The sequence below is a fragment of the Pseudomonas sp. AA-38 genome (assembly GCF_029457475.1).
In the GTDB taxonomy this organism is placed as follows: Bacteria; Pseudomonadota; Gammaproteobacteria; order Pseudomonadales; family Pseudomonadaceae; genus Aquipseudomonas.
On record NZ_CP120359.1, the window covers coordinates 2,584,925 to 2,605,591 of the forward strand.

A 20,667-nucleotide genomic window follows, 5' to 3' on the forward strand; every position below is an offset into this window, starting at 1 on the left:
CTATCAAGCCGCGCTAGCCTTACAACTCCCGGCTGCTGGCCTACCGATACCGCGGTACAGAAAACCCTGTTCCACCAGTTGCGTCGAGTCGTAGATGTTACGCCCGTCGAACAGCACCGGCATGCGCATGGCCCCGCGAATACGAGCGAAGTCAGGCTGGCGATACTGCTTCCACTCGGTGACCAGCACCAGGGCATCTGCGCCCTGGCAGGCCACGTAAGGCGACTCGCTCAGCGCCAGTTGGCCGCTCTCGATGGCCTGCGCATAACGCCGAGCCACACCGGCCAGGGCTGCAGGATCGCAAGCCTGCACCCGTGCCCCGGCATTGAGCAGAGCATCGAGCAGCACCAGGCTCGGCGCTTCACGCAGATCATCGGTACCCGGTTTGAACGACAACCCCCACAGCGCCACGACACGGCCTTGCAAGTGGCCGTTGAAATGTTCGCGAATAGCCTGAAACAACAGCGTTTTCTGCAACGCATTGCGGGCTTCGACCGCGCGCAGAATGCCAGGTTCAATGCCCTCATGCTCGGCGGTGCGGATCAACGCGCGCACGTCCTTGGGAAAGCACGAGCCACCATAACCGCAGCCGGCATAGATGAAGTGGGTGCCGATACGCTTGTCGCTGCCGATGCCACGGCGCACGTCTTCGATGTCCACCCCCAGGCGCGCGCAGATGCCGGCCATTTCGTTGATGAAGGAGATCTTGGTGGCGAGAAAGGCGTTGGCCGCGTACTTGCTGAACTCCGCAGCGCGCAGGCTCATGCACAGCAGGCGATCATGGTTGCGCAGGAACGGCGAGTAAAGGCGGCGTAACACTTCCCGGCCGCGTTCTTCGTCGCAGCCGACGATGACCCGGTCAGGGCGCATGAAGTCCTCGACCGCCGAGCCTTCCTTGAGAAACTCCGGGTTGCTCGCCACTACCACCCGCGCGCACTGCTGCCGCCTGGCCAAGCCGGCGTTGATGCGCCGCGCCACCTGCTCGCCGGTGCCGACCGGCACGGTGGACTTGTCTACCACCAGGCAAGGGTGCTCGAGCTGCTCGCCCAGCTCGTCGGCCACGGCGAGCACATGGCTGAGGTCGGCGGAACCGTCTTCGCCACTGGGCGTGCCGACTGCGATGAAGATGATCTCCGCCTGGCGAATGCCGGCGGCCAGTTGCGTGGTGAAACTCAGCTGACCACTATTGGTCTGCGCCTTGAGAATGGGTTCGAGCCCGGGTTCGTAGATGGGCACCTCGCCCTTGCTCAGACGTGCCACCCGCAGCGGATCACGCTCCACGCACACCACCCGATTGCCCATTTCAGCGAAGCAGGCCGCGCTGACCAAACCGACATATCCTGCACCGATCACACAGATTCGCATGAGCATTCCTCCCCGTTTTCGCTGTGATTGCAACGAAACGCGGTGGCAGGGATATGGCGATTAGGTGAATGCCGTATGACAGCGATGCCGTTCGCTCAAGCATTTGCGGCCAGGGGTTTTCGTTAAAACCTGATGCCAGGTATTGGCATCGGTTTTTAGGGGGCTGTTTGTTTGCTACCGGACTGGCAAGGTTGTGTGTTGGATTGCTGGTTGTCCGGGAGTCTGTTCCGGATTGCCGCGTTCTTGTTGATGTTTTTGGTTTCGCCCTCCCGGGCGAGTCACTTTTGCCCCGGATGGCCGGCCCGACAAAAGTAACCAAACCCTCCGCCCGATCATCCGGCCCTGGCTGCGCCAGGGTTCGTTCGCTCCATCGCCGCTCCGGAGGCCCGACCGGATGCGGCCCACCGACGGTGGGCCATCCCTACCTAGGCGGCCCCGGCCATCGTGGCTCTCGGCTTTGGCATCCTGCGTCGCTCTACCTCCTGCATCCATGCAGTCGTCGCGACATCCATGTCGCTCAACCTCTTCCACGACGATTCCGCTCACCCTCCTGAGCGGGCTCTGCACGCGCCTGAACCTGCGGTAACCCAGAAGTAGTGCGCAGTGCTTGAACATGAGGTCAGTCGTAGAGCTGACCCGGCTGCAGGCCGGCAAGCTGAAACTACGCGAATGAAAGTTTTGGTTTAACTCGACGACCCAGTCACGACTTCACAGCTACCAGAACACGCCGGGCATGCCCGGAACCAATGTACGTTCCGGCGCGCTAACTCCCCCTTCAGGAGGCCGAATGTAGGCATTGCGCAGGGGGCGAGCGGCATAGATGCCGCGAGATACCGATGGCGGCCCCGCTTGAAGGGCCATGGATGGCCCTTGCAAGCCGACCCCGGAGCGATGCCGGAGTGAGGGAAGTCGAGCGAAGCATGACGGGGACGCCTAGTTCCGGATGGCGGGGGTGCGTTTCTTTTGCTTACTTTTCTTTGCGCTGGGCGGCATTCCGATTTCAAAGAAAAGTGAGTCGCCCGAGGGGGCGAAACCCGGACTATCTGAACACACCGTAGCGGCGTCCAGAACACCAAACAACACAAAACCTTGCCAGTCCGGTGTCAACGAACAGCATGGCGCCGCTGACGGCGCCTTACTTCAACACCCCCAGCAACTTCCAAACACGCCGCGATTCCGCATCGCTACTAAGCAGTTCCTCCAGCAGCTCGCTCAAGGGTTGCTGGCCCCACTCCACCACCCGGCGGATGACATAGGGCACCGGGCTGTGCGGTTCGCTGCGGGCCAGATAGTCGGCGATCAGGCTCAATTGCCGGTAGGCCTCCTCGCGGCTGCCCGGCACGGCGCCGAGTAACGGTGCTGCGGCCTGCGGCGGTGCGCCAGCCGGGGCGGCCTCGACCGGCACGGGCGAGATGGTCGGTGTATCGCTGCTCATCGGGGCGAACTCCTGCACGAGATGACGAATGTCTTCTAGCACCTGACGCAAGGGCGCGAAGCTGGGCGCCTGCTCGGCGAGCCAGGCATCGCTCCAGGCCTCGAAACGTTGCAGTGCGACGAGCCCGTCATCAAGCACCTGCAACCTGTCGCGCAACGGCTCGCCGGGTAGCTGGCGTATGGCCTCCAGGTACTTGCGCTGTTCCAGCCTGGCGCTTTCCGCCGCGACCTTGTCCTGCTTGCTGTCGCTGGCCTGAACCTGACGCGCCTGCAGATACTTCCACTGGTGCAGGGTGAGCTGCGCCACCTCCTCGTTGTCCCCACCGAACACCGCCACCTGGGTCAGAAGTAGCTGGCTGTAACGGCGCACCATCCATTCCAGCGGGGGCACGCGCCAGGAGCGATCGCCCTCCTCCGCCTGCGGGTGCAGCTCATCGGGGTAGCGCTCGCACAACTCGACGAGAAGCTGCAGTGCCGATGCGATGCCATGCAGGCCATAGCGATGCAGCCAGGCTTCCCCCAGCCAGGCCGCGATCATCAGATCCTTGCTGCGCTCGCGCAGTAGCTCGCCGGCCAGATGTTCCAGCGCCGCCCAGTCACCCCGTTTGAGCTCAGCCTGCCAGACGCCCGCGGGCAGACTGGCATCGTCTTCGCGGCGTAGCTCTTTCAGGCGATCCCAGGCTGGGTCGTGGCGCAGGCTGGGCCCGCAGGGGGCGTCACCGGGGATCGGCTCCAGCAATTGAGTGATATCGATGGTGGTCATTGCAACGGCTCGTTGTTGGCCATGACGGGCTCGCCAAATGGCATGCCGGGCGCGCTCACCGGCAGAGGGGGAATGGCCAGCGGCAGCTTGCTGCCCTGGCTGAGCATGGACACGCGCATGAACATCTGCGCCTGCGGCGTGGCGTCCCAGGGCCCATGCACCGGCACCTGCAGGGTCAGGGGGAAGTCGGTGTAGTCCACGTTGGGCAGCAGTGGCGGCATGACATGGGTACGCAGCAGGCGCAGCAAGGCCCAGGGGCCGCGATACTCCCAGCCGGCCTCCAGCTCGTTGACGGCCATGCTCGGCTGCATGGGGTCGCTGACCGGGCGCTGCTGGCTGCCACGCGCCCAGCGCAGCACCAGTTGCAGCGGCTCGCCCAGGTTCCAGCGCAGGCGCTGCCCGGCCTCCCCTGGGTGAGTGATCTGCTGGTTACCACTGTGCAACGACCAGATGATCACCTGATCGGCACCCTGTTCCTGCTCCCGATCCGTGCGCCAGCGTACGTCCAGCTCGATGCCCAGCACGCCGGCCTGGTCGCGTATCAGCAAGGGGCCCAACCAGACGCGGGCCTGTTTCAGCCGCGTCAGGAAGTCTTCGGCAGCCAGGCGGTTACCCGGGCTGGCCAGGCTCAGGCCCTTCTCGGCCGTTTGCAGGTGGGTGTCGATCAGCTCCAACAGATGCCGTACCCGCGCCGGGTCGGCGTCGGCGCTGTCGAGGTTGTAGGAGAAGGGAAAACGCCCGGCCAGGTACTGATTGAAATAATCCGCCAGCGCCCGCCAGGCTTCGGCGGCATCCTGCACCTGCAGCTGATGGCAACGACGGTAGGCCTGATCGCTCAAGGAGCGGGTGTATTGCGCCAGGTCACCAGCGCCCTGGGGCAAGGTGGCGGTGGTCAACACCTGGGCGCAGTTGGCCAGGTTCATCTCCACCAGGTCGCGGGTGACCAGTTGCTCGAACAGCGCCGGTGCGCTGGTGGGGTTCTGCGCCTTGTACTTGAGCACTTCATCATGCATCGAGCTGAGCCGGGCCACCTTGCTCTGCATGGTCAGAGGCAGATCAGGCTGGGCACGCAGCCAGTTCAGTTCGGGCAGGACGGCCTCACTGCTGGCGCTGACCGTGGTGAACTGACCGGCCAGGAAGGTCTTGAGATCCTGCACGTCACTGGAGCGATAGAGCAGCAGCCCGAGGTTGGGGTCGCCATTCCAGTCGGCAATATCGTAGCGCTGGGTGAACAACGCCAGCGCATCGATAACCTCCAGCGCCTTGTCGACATTGGCCATGGCCTGCAAGGTCAGTTGCGTTTGCAGCGTACCGGCCAGGTCGCCACGCCCCAGTTCCTTGAACCCCTGGATCACCTGGCTGGCCTGCTCGCCGAAAGCGCTGCTGTACGCCGTGCTCGTGGCAGAGGGGCGCGCCGAAGGATAGAGCGCCGACCACATGGCCAGCGCCACCGTGTCGCCGGCCACCTTGAGCATGCCGGTGCGATAGTCGGGGGCGATCTGCGGCAGCTCCTGATCCACGTAGTCGCGATAGCTTTGCTGATAGGCCAGGGCCTGGGCCATGCGTTGCTCGCTGGGCAGGCTCGGCGCACGCGGCCTGAGCAGCGCATCGGGGTCGCGCAGGGCGACGACGGCGAAGTCACGCTTGAGCAGGTCATCGATGCTGCGCGACAGCTTGCTGATCGGCTCCTGCAGCATCAGGCTGCCACCCGCCTGGCGTTGCAGCAGGCTGCCCTGGCTGGCGGAGCCGGCTATCCATTGCGTCTGGAAATCCTGGCGTAGCTGCTTGGCCTCGTCGTCCAGGGCACTGACCACGGCCGGGCCGAATACGCTGCTTTGCTGCACGCTGTTCATGAGGTCGCGGTAGCCCGGCGTCAGATCCTCGTTGCTGCCGTGACTCCAGGCGGAGTTGGTGAGGATGATCAGATCCTCGAGGTGACCGATGTAGGCATTGATTTCCTCGAGGCGCTGCAAGGACACATCGCGACCGTACTCCATGTCGTTCAGGTAGCGTTTGAGGTAGCCGGCGGGCCGCACGAAGTTGTCGGCAAGAAAATACTGGGTGAGCCAGAACCTCATCAGCGTCTGGAACTGGTTGGCCAGTGCCTTGCGCTGGGCCTCCAGATCGGGGGGCGCCAGGCGCGGCACGCCCAGGCCGCGCAGGGTTCTGTCATAGAAGGCGCGCTTGTTCAGGCTGGTGGGATCCAGGTTCAGCCCCAGCGCGTCGTTGCCCAGTTGCGCCATCGGCTCCACCACGCCCTGCTGGCCTGACAGCAGTTCCCTGAGCAGCTTGTTCTGCCGTTCCAGGTTGATCACGCCCTCGGCCAGGCTACGTGCCTTGACGTAACTCGGCCATTGATCGGGTACCGCTCCCTGCACGTCGGTACGACGTTCGCTGATACGGATGGCCTGGAGCCTGGCCAGTTCATCGAACTGCAGTTGCCGCAACGGCGCAACCACCGACCGCTGCGCCATGTTCCTCAGCAGCAGATCGAGCTGATCGTCCAGTGCCGTGCCCCAGGACGTGGGGTAGACCAGGGACGCGTAATGCCAGCGTGGCGCCTGCTGCAGCAGGTTCCAGAACCCCTGGACGTTCTGCCGTGCATAGGCCTGGTTACGCTCCGGCGAGGTCTGGCTCATGCTCTGATGGTTGCCATGGGTTTCCTGCAGCAGGCGGCTCAGCACGCGCGCATCGGTCACGCCTTGCTGCCAGATCCAGAGCATCGCCACGGCCCAGCAAAGCCCGATGACGCCGGCAATGCCGGCTACCGTCTTCTGCCAGCGTCGGCGCAGGTTGAGGATGCGTGGCACAGCCTGGGCGAGCCCCTGCTCGGCCAGCAGGCGGCGCTGCCAAAGCTGCTGGGTGAATACCCCCTGCGCTGGCGCGCGTTCATCGCTGCTCAAGGCATCGTCCTGTGCAGCGCTGGCCTGGGCAGCGGTGAGGTAGATACCTCGCAGACGCGGCGCCTCGCCCTGGGCATTGCCCTGGAAAACCGGCTCCAGCAACAGGCGCAGATCGTCCTTGAGCGCCGCCAGTTGATCCGGTAGGCGGTACAGCTCCTCGGCCACTTCACCCTTCAGAGCGGCCGCTTCCATGATGGCGGCCTGCACGGCCTGGATCAGTTGGTCGCCTGCATCGTCGAGCCAGTAGCTCTGCCAACTGGCGTCAAGGCTGTAAGGCGATGACCAGCCCAGCGTCTGCTCACGGCTTTCCTCCGGCAGCACGGCCAGCAGTTCCTGAAAACCGGGCAGCGCCTCAAGACCACTGATCAGCACGTGCACCGGCAGGCTCAGGCCCAGGCGTTGCAGCAGTTCGGCGAAGCGCCGGCGCATCACCAGCACGTCCGCCGCACGCAGCTCCTCGTTCTGCAGTTGCGCCAGCGGGATCACCCAGACGATGCCATCCAGCGGACGCTGGCCACGCAGGCGCTGCAGGATGCCCAGCAGCCTGCGCCAGACGAAGGTCGGTGCCGTGCCGTTGTCCTGCGGCAGGAACAAGGCCTGCGGCACCACCAGCACGGCGCCGTCCGGGTCGGCCCACCAGCGGCCGAACCAGGACGCGCGCCCGACCGGGGTCAACTGCCAATCGGCACAGAGCTGGCTGCCCTCACGGGGGTCACCCAGCAGCATCAGCCAGGGCGTCTGGTAGCGCGACTCGATGCCCTGATCGTGCTCCATCTTGCGCACCGCGGCATAGAAGCTGCGGATGGCCGTGCCCGATTGCGTGCGCAACCACCAGAACGCCACGACCAGAAGCGCCAGCAGGAGCAAGGCGCCGAGTACGTACAGCACGATGGTCAAGGTACTCATTGCGTGCTGCTCTCGGCCTGTTGCTCATTGAACAAGTACAGCGCCGGTTCCAGTTCCGCACGGATGTCACGCCACATCAGATGCCCGACGGCGGTCAGCAGCAGTGCCATGCCGGCGATGGCCAAGGTCAGGCGCAGCCCATCCGGCAGTGCGCGCCGTAACGGCAGGCGCAGCGGCGGCGTGCGCGTCGGCCGCGCCAGGCTGGCACTGACGCCACTCATGTTCGGCTCGCGTTGCCAGGCGAAGGTGAACAGCGCCTGCAGCCAGCGTGCATGGGTGGCCCGCCCGCGCTCGCTGCGCAAGGCGCCATAGAATCCCAGCATCAGGCATTGCAGGTAGACGTTGGCCAGGTCACGGGTGGCCGGGGCACGCAGCTTGAGCAGTCGATCGATGGCCCTCGGCACGCGCTCCCCGGCGCTGCGCGATCCATACAGGCGGGCCTCCAGCGGGCGCGCCTGCCAGGCGATGCGGCCTTGCCAATCGTCGAACAGCAAGCGTTCGTCGAGCAAGGCGACGAAGGCATAGACCATGGCCTTGACCTGATCCGGCGAAGAGGCGCCAACGCTGGCGAAGGCATCGCGCCACAGGTGGCGCACCGTACGCGTTGCGAGTTCCGCCATACGCTCGACCAACTGGCCGTCGCCCAGGGTGCTTTCCGTCAAGGCCTCCCGGGCGTCGCACCAGGCCAGCCAGGCCTGGCGGAAGGCCAGGCTCAACGGCGCGTCACCGAATGTGGGGGAATACAGCTTGATAGGCCTGGCAGACATCTACGCATCCTTGGCTGGGGAGAGACTCAATCGGGGTTGGTGGTGAACAGCACCACCTGCCAGGGGCTGACTTGCACGGCCTGAGCGGAGCCCACCAGGCACAGCGGCAATTCGGGGTCGAACCACTCGCCGGCCGCCTGGATCACGAACAGGTGGGTGTCGTCACCCAGGCCATAGGCCACTTGCTCGCTGCGGCTCATCGGCTGATGAGCCAGGCCGTTCATGCGTTGCCGGCTGAGGGTGGTGACATGGGGTTCGGAAGCGATAACGGCATGGCTCAACCAGTCCTGCGCGTCCTGCTGCCCGGTACCGGCCGGCATGCGCAGACCGACCACCAGACGCTGCCGACGCGCCTGGGTATCGGGCAAGCGAATGGCGAAACCTTGGGCGATGGCCTCGAACGGTAGGCAGCGATAGCCCACCCGCACCTTGTCCAGTGCCTGATGCAGCCACTGGATGACCTCGTCGAAACCGCGCTTGAGTTCCAGGTAATCCAGGGGGGCGAAGGGAGGAACGCCGCTGGCCGCGTCGAGCGCACACCAGGTGCCGGCCATGCCGGCGAGCAAGCCATGCAGCGTCTGCGGGCTGGCCACGCGCGAATTCAGCGCGGCCTCCACCTCGGGCAGCCGCGCCCAGAGCGCGGCCAGTTGCCGCCGCAGCTCCTCGATGTCATCGGCGTTACCAGCCTGTTCGGCCTGGCGCAAACGGCCGGCGAGAAACTGGCACTTTTCACGGCCACGGGCGCATAGCTCCGCGACCGCCTGCCCAAGCAGGGATTGCGGCAGCACCTGAGGCGCAGGTGGGGCATATGGCTGGCGGACGAAACCACCGGCTTCCTTGGCCACGCGCAACAGCGGCAGGCAGACCGAATCGACCCGTTCGCTCTCGGTCACCAGGCGCAGGTGCGGCCGCCAGACCAGTATGGGCTCAGGGTATTCGCCACTGGCCAGATCCGGCACCGCATCGCCTACCACCGATTGCAGGCGCCCCTGTAGCGGCAACACCTGGCCGCTGCGGCCGAGCGGATTGACCGCCAGGTAGAGGGTCACCTGGGCATTGGCCGCTGCTGCTGCGGCAGGGCCGACATCCAGTTCGAGGGTCGTGCCACTGCCAGGCTGCAGGCTCACCGGCAGGCCATCGGGCAATATGGCTTCCAGGGCCTGGATGCGTACCAGGCCTGCGCTGAGCGCGGCAGGGTCGATCTCCAGTTGGCTCACGCCCCAGAACCAGGGGTTGCCCGCCTGGGCGAAATGAGCCGCCAACACCTCGGCGCGTAGCGCCTGCAACTGGAAGTGTTGCGGCAGCAACTGCATGCCCTCGTGCCAGCAGACTGCGTCCGGCAAAACCTTCATACCGCTCCCCTCGACATCCGCTGTTGGTCTGGCATTGCAGGTGTTCTAAACAGGCTGTTGAAAAACTACCTACGTTGGCAATACTGCGTTAAAAACGGCCTCAAAATGCTCATTTACAACACGTAAACTGCGCTTTTTCGGCTGTTTTTGCGGGGCCGCCATCGGTATTGTCTTGCCTGTCTCGCCTACGCTTTTCAACGGCCTGTTAACGGCTTCGTTCGCTCAGAAGACGCATTTCCCTGCTATCGAAACGCAGCCACACCCGGCCTGGCTCGTTCAGGCGCAAACGATGCGCGCCTGGAGTGTTATAGCCGGCGAATACCAAAAGTCCAGCCGCCTCCTGCCCATCGAAGGGGAAGTCGCGTACCTCGCGAAACTGCCCTGGCACCAGCTCCAGGCTCCAGATTGAAAACTGCTGACGGTAGTCGCGTCGGTACTGCTCGCGCTCGCTGAACCACTGTCGGGCATTGACCGCGGACAGCAGCTTGAACAGGTCGGGGTCGGTGACCAGCACGAAGTCCACGGCGATAGGTGTGTCGTCATTGGCGCCTTCGGCCACGTCCAGCACCAGACTGTCGAGCTTGACCTTCTCGCCACCGAAAAAAGAACAGCCGATGAGTGTCAGGCTCATGAGCGAAAAGAGGGAAATACAGCGCAGGATCGAACGTCCCTGTGTCATGAAAGTCCACCGTAGATTTTGCATTTGCAAATTTATAGACCTGTTCTAGCGTCTATGAAAGTTCGTCGTGTAGATGAACCTGAAAGGATCGCCAGGGACAGGGTTGCCACCCGGTCAGACTGTCCAGCCGTGATCCAGCAAGGGAGTGCGAGCACGGAATCCGTCCGCTGCATGCGCTCCAGGTAACGTCCCGGAGCTCAACCGACATGGCCGAAAGTACGCAACACAAACTGGATCGCATCCGTCCGCCCCGCGTTCAGATCACCTACGACGTCGAGATCGGCAACGCCATCGAGAAGAAGGAACTGCCCCTCGTGGTCGGCATCCTCGCCGACCTTTCCGGCAAGCCGGAAAACCCCCTGCCCAAGCTGCTGGAACGTCGCTTCACGGAAATCGACCGCGACAACTTCAACGAGGTGCTGGCGTCCATCGAACCGCGCAGCACCCTGCAGGTGGAAAACACCATCAGCGGCGACGGCAGCAAGCTCAACGTCGAGCTGCGCTTCCGTCACTTCGACGACTTCGACCCGGTCAACATCGTCAAGCAGATCACCCCACTGCGGCGTCTCTACGAAGCCCGCCAGCGCCTGCGCGACCTGCTCACCAAGCTGGATGGCAACGACAATCTCGATCAGTTGCTGCAGGAGGTGGTGAGCAACACCGAAGGGCTGCAGGAGATCAAGTCGGCGCGCCCCGAAGACGAAGCGCCAGCCGCAGCCGCCGATGACGGCGAAGCACCGGCCGAACCCCAGGCCTGATCCCTTCCTGAATTTCCGGAGATAGCGAAATGGCAACAGAAGCCGGTGCATCCAGCGAGAGCACGACCCAGACCCTGACCCTGCTCGACCGCATCATCGCCGAGGGCCGCATGGCCCACGACGAGAGCCAGCAGGACTACGCCCGCGACATGCTCGCGGAATTCGCCACCCAGGTGCTCGACGAAGGCATGGCCATCGACAAGGACACCGTGGCCATGATCAACGACCGCATCAGCCAGATCGACAAGCTGATCAGCGACCAGCTCAACGAGGTGCTGCACCACCCCGACCTGCAGAAGCTGGAAGCTTCCTGGCGCGGCCTGCACATGCTGGTGGATCAGACCGAGACCAGCACTCGTCTGAAGCTGCGCCTGCTCAACGTCACCCAGAAGGAGCTGCAGAACGACCTGGAAAAAGCCGTCGAATTCGACCAGAGCGCGCTGTTCAAGAAGATCTACGAAGAGGAATACGGCACCTTCGGCGGCCATCCCTTCAGCCTGCTGGTAGGCGACTACAACTTCGGCCGCCACCCGCAGGATGTCGCGTTGCTGGAGAAACTCTCCAACGTTGCCGCTGCGGCCCACGCCCCCTTCATCGCCGCCGCCAGCCCCAAACTGTTCGACATGAACAGCTTTACCGAGCTGGCCGTGCCGCGCGACCTGAGCAAGATCTTCGAGAGCCTGGAGCTGATCAAGTGGCGCAGCTTCCGTGAGAGCGAAGACTCGCGCTACGTCTCCCTGGTGCTGCCGAACTTCCTCCTGCGCCTGCCCTACGGCCCGGACACCAAACCGGTGGAAGGCATGGACTACGTCGAGGACGTCAACGGCACCGACCACTCCAAGTATCTCTGGGGCAACGCCGCCTGGCTGATGGCCATTCGCATCACCACGGCCTTCGCCAAATACGGCTGGTGCGCAGCGATCCGTGGTGCCGAAGGCGGTGGCGCGGTGGAAGGCCTGCCGGCGCACACCTTCCGCACCCTGTCCGGCGACCTGTCGCTCAAGTGCCCGACCGAGGTGGCGATCACCGACCGCCGCGAGAAGGAGCTCAACGACCTCGGCTTCATCTCCCTGTGCCACAAGAAGAACACCGACATGGCCGTGTTCTTCGGCGGCCAGACCACCAACAAGGCCAAGCTCTACAACACCAACGAAGCCAACGCCAACGCGCGCATCTCGGCCATGCTGCCCTACGTGCTGGCGGCCTCGCGCTTCGCCCACTACCTCAAGGTGATCATGCGCGACAAGGTGGGCAGCTTCATGACCCGCGACAACGTGCAGACCTACCTCAACAACTGGATCGCGGACTACGTGCTGATCAACGACAACGCGCCGCAGGAGATCAAGGCCCAGTACCCGCTGCGCGAAGCCCGCGTGGACGTCTCGGAAGTCGCCGGCAAGCCGGGCGTCTACCGCGCCACGGTGTTCCTGCGCCCACACTTCCAGTTGGAAGAACTGACTGCCTCGATCCGCCTGGTGGCCAGCCTACCGCCGCCGGTGGCCGCTTGATCTGACGCTCCCCGTCGGCACGTTCGACGGGGGCCTCTCCCAATCATGATTCACCCCGTTTCCAGACCCAGGAGTTATCCGCGATGGATGCCATCATTCTCGACCTCGGCGACGACATCAAAGGCGACAGTCTGCTCGAGGGCTACACCGACAAGATCGAACTGATGTCCTACAGCCACAACGTGGCGATGCAGGTCACCAACGACGTCAGCAACTCGGAGCGCACCTCCGGCAAGCCGCACATCGGTGAGTTCACCGTCACCAAGTTCGTCGACACCTCTACCCCCTCACTCAACGAATACTGCTGCGCCGGCAAGCCCATCACCAAGGCCACCATCACCATTGGCCGCAACGCTGCCGAGGGCGACGGCAAGCTGCTGCCGTTCATCATCTACACCCTCGACAACGTGGTGCTCTCCAACGTCAGCGTCAGCGGTGGTGCGGGTGGCAAGCCGGTGGAAACCCTGTCGCTGAACTTCACCAAGATCAAATGGGAGCTCACCGCGCAGAAGGACGATGGCACCAAGGAAGGCACCGCGGCTTCCACCTGGGATCTGGCCGCCAACAAACTCGTCAAGTAAGGAAAACCAGACGTGCGCGCCCCCCTGTTCGAGCGCCTCTGCACCCAGGAGGACGAGGCGCCGGACTTCAACCACGAGGCATTGGCCGAGTCCGTCCGCCAGGAGTTGCTGCGTTTGCTCAATACCCGTCGCCCGCAACGCACTGCCGGTCGAGCACTCACCCTGCTCGACTACGGCATCGCCGACTGGGCCGCCCTGCAGGCCTTGCGCGCCGATGATCGGCGCTTGCTGCTGCGCGAGGTGCGCGCCGCCGTGCAGCACTTCGAGCCGCGCCTGCAGCTCAGCGCGGTCGATGTCGAGGCCATGCCCGGGCAACCTCAGCGCCTGAACATCCGCCTGGCCGGGCACCTGCGCAGCGGCCAAGCTAGCTGGCCGGCAGTCTTCCTGCTGGCACCTGGCGAAGCCGGCATGGAGGTGCGCCATGAGCGACTCGATTGATGCCGAACTGCTCGACTACTACCAGCGCGAACTGACCTGGCTGCGCCACGCCGGCACAGGCTTCGCGCGCCGTCATCCCAAGGTGGCCAGGCGCCTGGAACTGGCACCCGGGGAATGCCCCGACCCGCACGTCGAACGTCTGCTGGAAGGCTTCGCCCTGCTCACCGCACGGCTGCACCGGCGCCTTGACGACGACTACGCCGAATTCAGCGATGCGCTGCTGGAGCAGCTCTATCCCCTGGCCCTGCGCCCCCTACCGTCCTGTGCCATCGTGCAGTTCGAGCCGGACGCGACCCAGGGCAACCTCGCCGAAGGCTATACCCTGCCACGCGATACCCCTTTGTTCGTCACCACCCGCGACCAGGCCAGCGTGCACTGGCGCACCAGTGCGCAGGTCGAGCTATGGCCGCTGCGTATCCGTGAGGCCACCCTGCTCGATGGCGACGCGGCGGTGGCGTTCACCGGCCACCCCTTGGCCCGCTCCGCCCTGCGCCTGAGCCTGGAATGCCTGGGTGAATTCGACTGGGCGCAATTACCGGTGCGCAGCCTGCGCGTGCACCTGGCGGCGTCGCCGATGACCAATGCCATTCTCTACGACCTGCTCGCCGCTCACTGCCTGGGGCTCTGGAGCGGTGCCCCCGGCCAGCCGCTGCAGCCGGTGAGTGCAATGCCCTCGCCGGTGGGTTTCGCCGACGACCAGGCGCTGCTGCCCGATGAGGATGCTCAGCATCCCGGCCTGCGTCTGCTGGCCGAGTACTTCGCCTTCCCCGACAAGTTCGCCTTCTTCGACCTGCCATTGCTGCCACCGACGCAAGGCGGTCGCATTTGCCAACTGGTGATCGCCTTCGACCGCGCCCCCGTGGGCCGACCGCACCTGCAGGCCAGCGAACTACGCCTGGGCTGCACCCCGGCGATCAACCTGTTCCCCCGCACCTCAGAGCCTCTGCGCCCGGACGGCAGCCGCAGCGAATACCGCCTGGTGGCCGATGCCCACCGCGAAAGCAGCGTGGAGATCTACAGCATCCGCAGCCTGCGCGCCGCCACGCCGCAGGGCGTGCGCCGAGTACCGGCTTATTACGGGCATGACCATGGCGACGCAGGCCTGTACTGGCATGCGCGCCGTGTGCAGGGCCTGAACCCCACGCGACCCGGCAGCGACCTGTTGCTGAGCCTGGTGGACACCGCGTTCGACCCGCTGCAGGACGCCCCCGAATACAGCCTGACCGCCGAGCTGCTGTGCACCAGCCGGCACCTGGCCGAGCAACTGCCCGCTGGCACCCGCCTGGGCTTCGAGCGCCCAGGGCCGGTAGCTCTGGCCAGCCTGTTGAGCACGCCCAGCGTGCAGAGCCTGCCCCGACTGTCCGGCCCCTCGCGCTGGCGCCTGGTCTCGCAACTGAGCCTCAACCACCTTTCCCTGGTGGAAGGCCCCGACGCCCTCGAAGCACTGCGCGAAATGCTCCACCTGCACAACCTGCGCGACGAAGCCGGGCCAAGGCGCCAGGTGGAAGGCCTGCTGGAGCTGACCTGCGAGCGCGTGGTGGCGCGGGTCGGTGAAGACGCCTGGCGTGGCTGGCGCAATGGCCTGGAAGTACGCATCCGCCTGGATGCGGAGCATTTCGCCGGTAGCAGCGCCGTGCTGTTCTCCGCCGTGCTGGCGCAATTCTTCTCCCTCTATGCCACACCCAACCGCTTCGTGCGCACGGTGCTGGTGGATCACGACAAGGAGGTACGGACATGGCAGCCCCAGGCCGGCAAGCCGCTGAACCTCTGAGCCAGCGCCTGCGCCAGACCCCTCAGGCCTTCGAGTTCCTCCAGGCCCTGTTGTTGCTGGAACGCGAGCGCCCCGATGCCACGCCGCTCGGTCTGGGCAGCAGCCCCGAGGCTGAGGCCGTGCGCCTGCGCGGCCCACTGACGCCGACTTTCGCCGCCAGCCAGGTAACGCGCCTGGAAGAGCGCCCCGGCGAGCCGCTCACCCTGAGCACCGCCGTGTTCGGCCTGGGCGGCCCCGACGGCCCGCTGCCCTACGCCTATCAGGAATGGCTGCAGCAACGCGCCCGCCTCAAGGATCATGCCCCGGCAGACTTCCTTGACCTGTTCCACAACCGCCTGCTCGCCCAGCTCTACCGGGTGCTCGGACGTCATCGCCTGGCCCTGGGCTTTCAGCGCCCAGAGCAGGCTCCGGCACGCCACCTGCTGCAGGCCCTGAGCGGTCTGTTGCCCCGTGGCCTGCAAGGGCGCATGGCCCTACCGGATACCGCCATCACCACCCGCACCGCCCTGCTGCATGGCCCACGCCGTTCCCTGGCCGGCTTCGCCGTGCTGGTAAGGCATCAGTTCGGCGTGACCGTGGACTATGACGCCTACCAGGGTGCCTGGCGCGAGATTCCGCCGGCCAGCCGCAGCCGCCTGCAACGCGGCGGGCGCAATCTCGGCCTGGGCCGCAACGCCGTCGCCGGCACCCGAGTCTGGGACGAGCACGCCGGTATCCGCCTGACCCTCGGCCCGCTAGCAGCGGAGCAGGCGTCGGCCTATCTGCCCGGAGGCGAACAGCATGAACGCCTGGCGGATCTGGCCAGCTTCTATCTCGGCCCGGATACCGACTGCCATCTGCGCCTGCTGGTGCGCCCCGGCAACCCCTTGCGCCTGGATCGCCAACAACCGCCGCGCCTGCGCTGGAGCGGCGGCCTGCAACGCGCGGGGGCGACCACCTTGCAACGCATCGACACCCGCCTGCGCCACAAGGAGATGCGCTGATGGAACTCGCCGGGCTGATCGGTCGCCTCAACGCAGACAGCCGCCGCGCACTGGAACGCGCCGCGCAACGCTGCCTGCAACGCAGCCATCACTACGTGGAGATCGAGCACCTGCTGCTGGAGCTGCTCGACATCGAAGGCGGCGATTTCGCCTACCTGCTGCCGCGCTTCGGTCTGGAACGGGACAGCGTAGCCACCGAGATCAACCGCGCCCTGGAGCTGTTCAAGGCCGGGAGCACCCGTACCCCCGCCCTCTCTGCCCAGACCATCGGCCTGCTGGAAGACGCCGTGGTGCAGGCCAGCGTGCAGGGCCAGGCGAGCATCCGCTCCGGCCTGCTGCTGCTCGCCCTGCTCGACCGCGACGAGCGCCGCAGCTTGCTGCTCAACAGCGCCTCCTCACTGCTGCGCATCCCCCGCGAAGCCCTTCGCGCCAACTTGCTGGAGTGGACGCAAGCCTCCCGCGAGTACAGCGGTGGCACCGGCCCGGCAGGCAAGGCCCGCCCCGCCCAGGATGCCGCGCAGGACAGCGTGCTCGACCAGTACACCCAGGATCTCACCGCCGATGCCCGCGCCGGGCGCATCGACCCCATAGTCGGGCGCGACGGCGAGATTCGCCAGAGCATCGACATCCTCCTGCGCCGTCGGCAGAACAACCCGATCCTGGTCGGCGCCCCCGGTGTCGGCAAGACCGCCGTGGTCGAAGGCCTGGCCCTGCGCATCGCTGCCGGCGACGTGCCGCCGCCGCTGCAGAACGTCATCCTGCGCGTACTTGACCTCGGCCTGCTGCAGGCCGGTGCCGGGGTCAAGGGCGAATTCGAGCAGCGCCTCAAGGGCGTGATCGATGCGGTGCGAGGCAGCGAACAGCCGATCATCCTGTTCATCGACGAGGCCCACACCCTGATCGGCGCCGGTGGCAGCGAGGGCGGTAGCGACGCCGCCAACCTGCTCAAACCGGCCCTGGCCCGTGGCGAACTGCGCACCCTCGCCGCCACCACCTGGCTGGAATACAAGAAGTACTTCGAGAAAGACCCGGCCCTGGCCCGCCGTTTCCAACTGGTGCAGGTGGAAGAACCCGACGAGGCCACCGCTGTGGAAATGCTGCGCGGCGTCGCCGCCAAGCTGGAACAGCACCATGGCGTGCAGGTGCTCGATAGCGCCATTCAGGACGCGGTCAAGCTCTCCCACCGCTACATTTCTGGCCGCCAGTTGCCGGACAAGGCTATCAGCGTGCTCGACACCGCCTGCGCCCGTGTATCCCTCGGCCAGCACGACGTACCGCCACCGCTGGAAAGCCTGCGCCACCGCGAAGTAGCGGTGAGCGAAGAACTGCAACGCCTGCGCCGTGAACAGACCACCGGCCTCGACCACCGCGAACGCATCACCGCCCTGGAGCAGGAATCCGCCAGCAACCGCAGCGCCATTCGTGAACTGGAAACCCGCTGGGGCGAAGAACGCGAAGCCGTGCGTGAACTGTTGGAGGCCCGCCGCGAGCTGCTGGCCCTGAGCGAAAGCGCCGATACCAGCCAGCCCGACGAGGCCGTGGACGAGCGCATCGACCATCTGGCCGCCGAACTGGCGCGCCTGGAGGCCGGCCTCGACGCCATCCGCCAGGACGACCCGCTGGTGCCCGAACAGGTGGACTCACGCACCGTGGCCGCCGTGATTGCCGGTTGGACTGGCATCCCCATCGGCAAGATGCTTTCCGATGAAGCCTACGCTGTGCGCACCCTCGGCCAGCGCCTGGGGCAGAGGGTCATGGGCCAGAACAGCGCCCTGGCCACCATCGCCCAGCGCATCCAGGCCTACCGCGCCGGCCTGACCGACCCGGCCAAGCCGGTGGGTGTGTTCCTGCTGGTCGGCCCTACCGGCGTCGGCAAGACCGAAACCGCCTACGCCCTGGCCGACGCTCTCTACGGCGGTGAGCGCAACCTCATCAGCATCAACCTCTCCGAGTACCAGGAGGCCCACACCGTCAGCCAGCTCAAGGGCGCCCCGCCCGGCTACGTCGGCTACGGCACTGGTGGCGTGCTCACCGAAGCCGTGCGCCGCCGGCCCTACTCCGTGGTGCTGCTGGACGAAATCGAAAAGGCCCACCCCGACGTGCTGGAGGCCTTCTACAACGTCTTCGACAAGGGCGTGATGGAAGACGGCACCGGCCTGGTAGTGGACTTCAAGAACACCGTGATGCTCGCCACCAGCAACGTCGGCGCCGAACTGGTGCTGGACACCCCCACCGACCAGCTCGGCAGCGACGCCTTCAACGAACGCCTGCGCAAGGTGCTGCTACAGGCCTTCCGCCCCGCCTTCCTGGCCCGCATGACCGTGGTGCCCTACCGCCCACTGGACGAAGCGACGCTGGAAGGCATCGTCCTGGCCAAGCTGGAAAAACTGCGCGAACGCTACAAGGCCGCCACCGGCAAACAGTTCGACTTCGACCCTGCCATCGTCAAGGCCGTGCTCGCCAAATGCAGCTCGGCGGGCGCACGAGATATCGAGAACGTGCTGATGGCGCAGGTGACGGGGAAATTGGCGGAGTGGGTGTTGGAGTGAATACACCGTTATCCCGAGAAGATAAAAACATTCAAGGAAAGTAGATACGCGGTCGCCGCGAATCAGTAACCAGGAGTTTCCAGATGCCCATGCCGGACTATACCGCCAAGGATCTCACTCTTTTCTCCACCATTATCAGCCGAGCGGCAAGCCTGCGAGACTGGGGTGCTGAGCTTCGAGAGGGGTCTGGTACGGCAATCGAGGAAGTGCAGTGCATGCAGTTTCGCGACTCACTCTATATCGCCGGTAACCATGGAGAACATCACCCCATCGCCAATTTCTTTCGGGCATTCGGTGTTTCTAACCATACGACCTTCATTGATTGTCTACGCTACAGTTACTGGTTGCTGACTGTTCCCTTCACTAGCCGCCCCACTGATGTCGGCAGGTCATATCAGGGAGAATTCAGTGACCAGGACAGTATTACCTTGGCCTATGCAGCCTCAAGCCTAGGGCATATTGCACCGCTGTCCACAACGGAGTCTGCCCGAGCCAAAGTACTGGTTACCACTACAAATCTAACAACTATAAACACCCAGCAAAAGCTAGCCTGGTTCCTGAAAAAATTCACCGGAGCGCCGGCGCTGAATGGACTCAATCGAACCGCTGCCACTGACTTCCACTATTCACCCAATTACAACGGCGAGTACGCAATCAATTTGCTAAACGACTCCACACCTGTTCACGCCGAACTAAAACTTATGCGAATGCTGGCATACGCACACACGAAGGACTTATTGCCAAGAAAGACTGGAAGAGTCAGGGTTGGCGGCCTAAAGAGGACATGTGCGTATTGCGCCGCATGGATCGATCATTTCAAACCCTGGATGCATAGAGAATTTGAAGTCAGGATCGACCTGCCAGCAGATGACACTCGCGCAACCGGGAGCGGTGCGGGCCAACGCCCAAGCGACATAGGAGAGTCAGCGTTCGGGAATTATGTACAGGCTTTATTCAGTGGCGCGACCAACAACAACTGTACGGACATAGCAGCTCTCGCCGGCGATCCACAATGGTGAACATACTGATAAGAGTCATAGGCCACGCGAGCACACTCTTCATATAAATATCACACTTGCCCCAGAAGGCGCCGCCCATTCATGCATTATAGCTCCCATTTTTCATGACGAAAAATCTATATCATCAAAGACCTTCGCAGACTCGACATTGGCCAATAGATTTTCCGAACAAAGTGAATTTTTCCAAAAATCTTTCCTAGGACAATAGAACATGCGAATCGCAAGCTTCAATATTGAAAAAAGCGGGCTTTCCTCAACATTAGCAAAGAGGTCGCAGGTCGATTTTTTTGTGTCACATTGCGTCCAATTGGGAACGGATCTAATCTTTCTATGCGAAGTACACTCCGCTCAGGAAGACAACTACATCAATAATCTTGGCGATATTTACAGAGACTACAACGTAGGACGCCACAAAGGAGGTTACTCCAACAGCTACATTGTCATGAGTAAAAAAAGCGCCACCCTGACAATTAGCAGCCAAGGGAATTTATTTGCTTTAAATCGTGATCTCATAGCTGTAGAGGCCCAAGGCGTTAATGGCTATTCCGGCCTCATCTTCCTTGCACATTTCAAGTCCGGACAAAACAAACAAACCAAGAGCCAGTTAAATGCCTGCACACAACTTGGTGGGCGCTGGGTCGCTACTGGAGACTTGAACTTAGACATTACCAAGGTAGGCGAATTGGACTCACCGGGAATTGCCCATGATTGCTGGAACGGAAAACCCACGCACAGGAGCGGCGGAATTCTAGATTGGGTTCTCGCTTCGGTGGATGTGAGGGTGTCGCCTGTCGACATTACCCATTTTGAGCATGATTTCGATATGAATGGGCCAGATCATCGTCCTATTTTATTCGATGTGTTTTCTGCCTAGAAAAAAGAGACAGATCA

General features: G+C 63.9%; 15 protein-coding genes. 9 read left to right on the plus strand and 6 right to left on the minus strand.

Annotation, left to right across the window (positions count from 1 at the left end; translation table 11 throughout):
- Positions 1 to 3: 3 nt before the first annotated feature.
- The 6 genes from PVE35_RS11800 to PVE35_RS11825 form a co-directional block, all read right to left on the minus strand.
- Positions 4 to 1,365 carry a UDP-glucose/GDP-mannose dehydrogenase family protein gene (locus tag PVE35_RS11800; protein WP_268183965.1) on the minus strand — a complete coding sequence of 454 codons (1,362 nt, stop codon included), beginning with the start codon at positions 1,363 to 1,365 and terminating at the stop codon, positions 4 to 6.
- Between the two features lie 1,135 nt (positions 1,366 to 2,500).
- Positions 2,501 to 3,562: a type VI secretion system protein TssA gene (gene tssA, locus PVE35_RS11805; RefSeq protein ID WP_277374734.1), complete on the minus strand. Its 1,062-nt coding sequence runs from the start codon at positions 3,560 to 3,562 to the stop codon at positions 2,501 to 2,503.
- On the minus strand, positions 3,559 to 7,371 hold the full coding sequence (locus PVE35_RS11810; protein ID WP_277374735.1) for a type VI secretion protein IcmF/TssM N-terminal domain-containing protein: 3,813 nt from the start codon (positions 7,369 to 7,371) through the stop codon (positions 3,559 to 3,561). Before PVE35_RS11810 ends, tssA begins: the two co-directional genes overlap by 4 nt.
- Positions 7,368 to 8,138: a DotU/TssL family secretion system protein gene (locus PVE35_RS11815; protein WP_277374736.1), complete on the minus strand. Its 771-nt coding sequence runs from the start codon at positions 8,136 to 8,138 to the stop codon at positions 7,368 to 7,370. Before PVE35_RS11815 ends, PVE35_RS11810 begins: the two co-directional genes overlap by 4 nt.
- A 26-nt stretch (positions 8,139 to 8,164) precedes the next feature.
- Complete coding sequence (gene tssK, locus PVE35_RS11820) at positions 8,165 to 9,490, minus strand: type VI secretion system baseplate subunit TssK (protein WP_277374737.1); 1,326 nt, start codon at positions 9,488 to 9,490, stop codon at positions 8,165 to 8,167.
- Between the two features lie 205 nt (positions 9,491 to 9,695).
- The gene (locus tag PVE35_RS11825; RefSeq protein WP_268183957.1) at positions 9,696 to 10,169 is read right to left on the minus strand and encodes a type VI secretion protein; all 474 of its coding nucleotides are present in this window, start codon (positions 10,167 to 10,169) and stop codon (positions 9,696 to 9,698) included.
- Between the two features lie 206 nt (positions 10,170 to 10,375).
- Here PVE35_RS11825 and tssB point away from each other — a divergent pair, with 206 nt between their 5' ends.
- The 9 genes from tssB to PVE35_RS11870 all read left to right on the plus strand — a co-directional run bounded on the left by tssB (position 10,376) and on the right by PVE35_RS11870 (position 20,650).
- On the plus strand, positions 10,376 to 10,927 hold the full coding sequence (tssB, locus tag PVE35_RS11830; protein WP_277374738.1) for a type VI secretion system contractile sheath small subunit: 552 nt from the start codon (positions 10,376 to 10,378) through the stop codon (positions 10,925 to 10,927).
- Positions 10,928 to 10,956: 29 nt separating this feature from the next.
- A complete protein-coding gene (gene tssC, locus PVE35_RS11835) occupies positions 10,957 to 12,435 on the plus strand; it encodes a type VI secretion system contractile sheath large subunit (protein ID WP_268183953.1) in 1,479 nt (492 codons plus the stop codon).
- Positions 12,436 to 12,518: 83 nt separating this feature from the next.
- A complete protein-coding gene (locus PVE35_RS11840) occupies positions 12,519 to 13,016 on the plus strand; it encodes an Hcp family type VI secretion system effector (RefSeq protein WP_268183951.1) in 498 nt (165 codons plus the stop codon).
- A 12-nt stretch (positions 13,017 to 13,028) separates the two neighbouring features.
- The gene (tssE, locus tag PVE35_RS11845; RefSeq protein ID WP_268183949.1) at positions 13,029 to 13,454 is read left to right on the plus strand and encodes a type VI secretion system baseplate subunit TssE; all 426 of its coding nucleotides are present in this window, start codon (positions 13,029 to 13,031) and stop codon (positions 13,452 to 13,454) included.
- Positions 13,438 to 15,225, plus strand: a complete 1,788-nt coding sequence (gene tssF, locus PVE35_RS11850) for a type VI secretion system baseplate subunit TssF (protein WP_277374739.1) — start codon at positions 13,438 to 13,440, stop codon at positions 15,223 to 15,225. The genes tssE and tssF overlap by 17 nt, the downstream gene beginning before the upstream one ends.
- Entirely contained in the window at positions 15,189 to 16,208 is a 1,020-nt protein-coding gene (gene tssG, locus PVE35_RS11855) for a type VI secretion system baseplate subunit TssG (protein ID WP_277374740.1), read from the plus strand. The genes tssF and tssG overlap by 37 nt, the downstream gene beginning before the upstream one ends.
- Entirely contained in the window at positions 16,208 to 18,757 is a 2,550-nt protein-coding gene (gene tssH, locus PVE35_RS11860; protein WP_277374741.1) for a type VI secretion system ATPase TssH, read from the plus strand. Before tssG ends, tssH begins: the two co-directional genes overlap by 1 nt.
- Positions 18,758 to 18,840: 83 nt before the next feature.
- Positions 18,841 to 19,776, plus strand: a complete 936-nt coding sequence (locus tag PVE35_RS11865; protein WP_268183939.1) for a hypothetical protein — start codon at positions 18,841 to 18,843, stop codon at positions 19,774 to 19,776.
- A 211-nt stretch (positions 19,777 to 19,987) separates the two neighbouring features.
- Positions 19,988 to 20,650, plus strand: a complete 663-nt coding sequence (locus PVE35_RS11870; RefSeq protein WP_268183937.1) for an endonuclease/exonuclease/phosphatase family protein — start codon at positions 19,988 to 19,990, stop codon at positions 20,648 to 20,650.
- Positions 20,651 to 20,667: the final 17 nt, after the last annotated feature.

Coding starts and splice junctions, on each gene's coding strand:
- PVE35_RS11870 (WP_268183937.1), top strand. CDS start 19,988: ATGCGAATCGCAAGCTTCAATATTGAAAAAAGCGGGCTTTCCTCAACA.
- tssF (WP_277374739.1), top strand. CDS start 13,438: ATGAGCGACTCGATTGATGCCGAACTGCTCGACTACTACCAGCGCGAA.
- tssK (WP_277374737.1), bottom strand. CDS start 9,490: ATGAAGGTTTTGCCGGACGCAGTCTGCTGGCACGAGGGCATGCAGTTG.
- tssC (WP_268183953.1), top strand. CDS start 10,957: ATGGCAACAGAAGCCGGTGCATCCAGCGAGAGCACGACCCAGACCCTG.
- tssB (WP_277374738.1), top strand. CDS start 10,376: ATGGCCGAAAGTACGCAACACAAACTGGATCGCATCCGTCCGCCCCGC.
- PVE35_RS11865 (WP_268183939.1), top strand. CDS start 18,841: ATGCCCATGCCGGACTATACCGCCAAGGATCTCACTCTTTTCTCCACC.
- PVE35_RS11815 (WP_277374736.1), bottom strand. CDS start 8,138: ATGTCTGCCAGGCCTATCAAGCTGTATTCCCCCACATTCGGTGACGCG.
- PVE35_RS11800 (WP_268183965.1), bottom strand. CDS start 1,365: ATGCGAATCTGTGTGATCGGTGCAGGATATGTCGGTTTGGTCAGCGCG.
- PVE35_RS11840 (WP_268183951.1), top strand. CDS start 12,519: ATGGATGCCATCATTCTCGACCTCGGCGACGACATCAAAGGCGACAGT.
- PVE35_RS11810 (WP_277374735.1), bottom strand. CDS start 7,371: ATGAGTACCTTGACCATCGTGCTGTACGTACTCGGCGCCTTGCTCCTG.
- PVE35_RS11825 (WP_268183957.1), bottom strand. CDS start 10,169: ATGACACAGGGACGTTCGATCCTGCGCTGTATTTCCCTCTTTTCGCTC.
- tssA (WP_277374734.1), bottom strand. CDS start 3,562: ATGACCACCATCGATATCACTCAATTGCTGGAGCCGATCCCCGGTGAC.
- tssH (WP_277374741.1), top strand. CDS start 16,208: ATGGAACTCGCCGGGCTGATCGGTCGCCTCAACGCAGACAGCCGCCGC.
- tssG (WP_277374740.1), top strand. CDS start 15,189: ATGGCAGCCCCAGGCCGGCAAGCCGCTGAACCTCTGAGCCAGCGCCTG.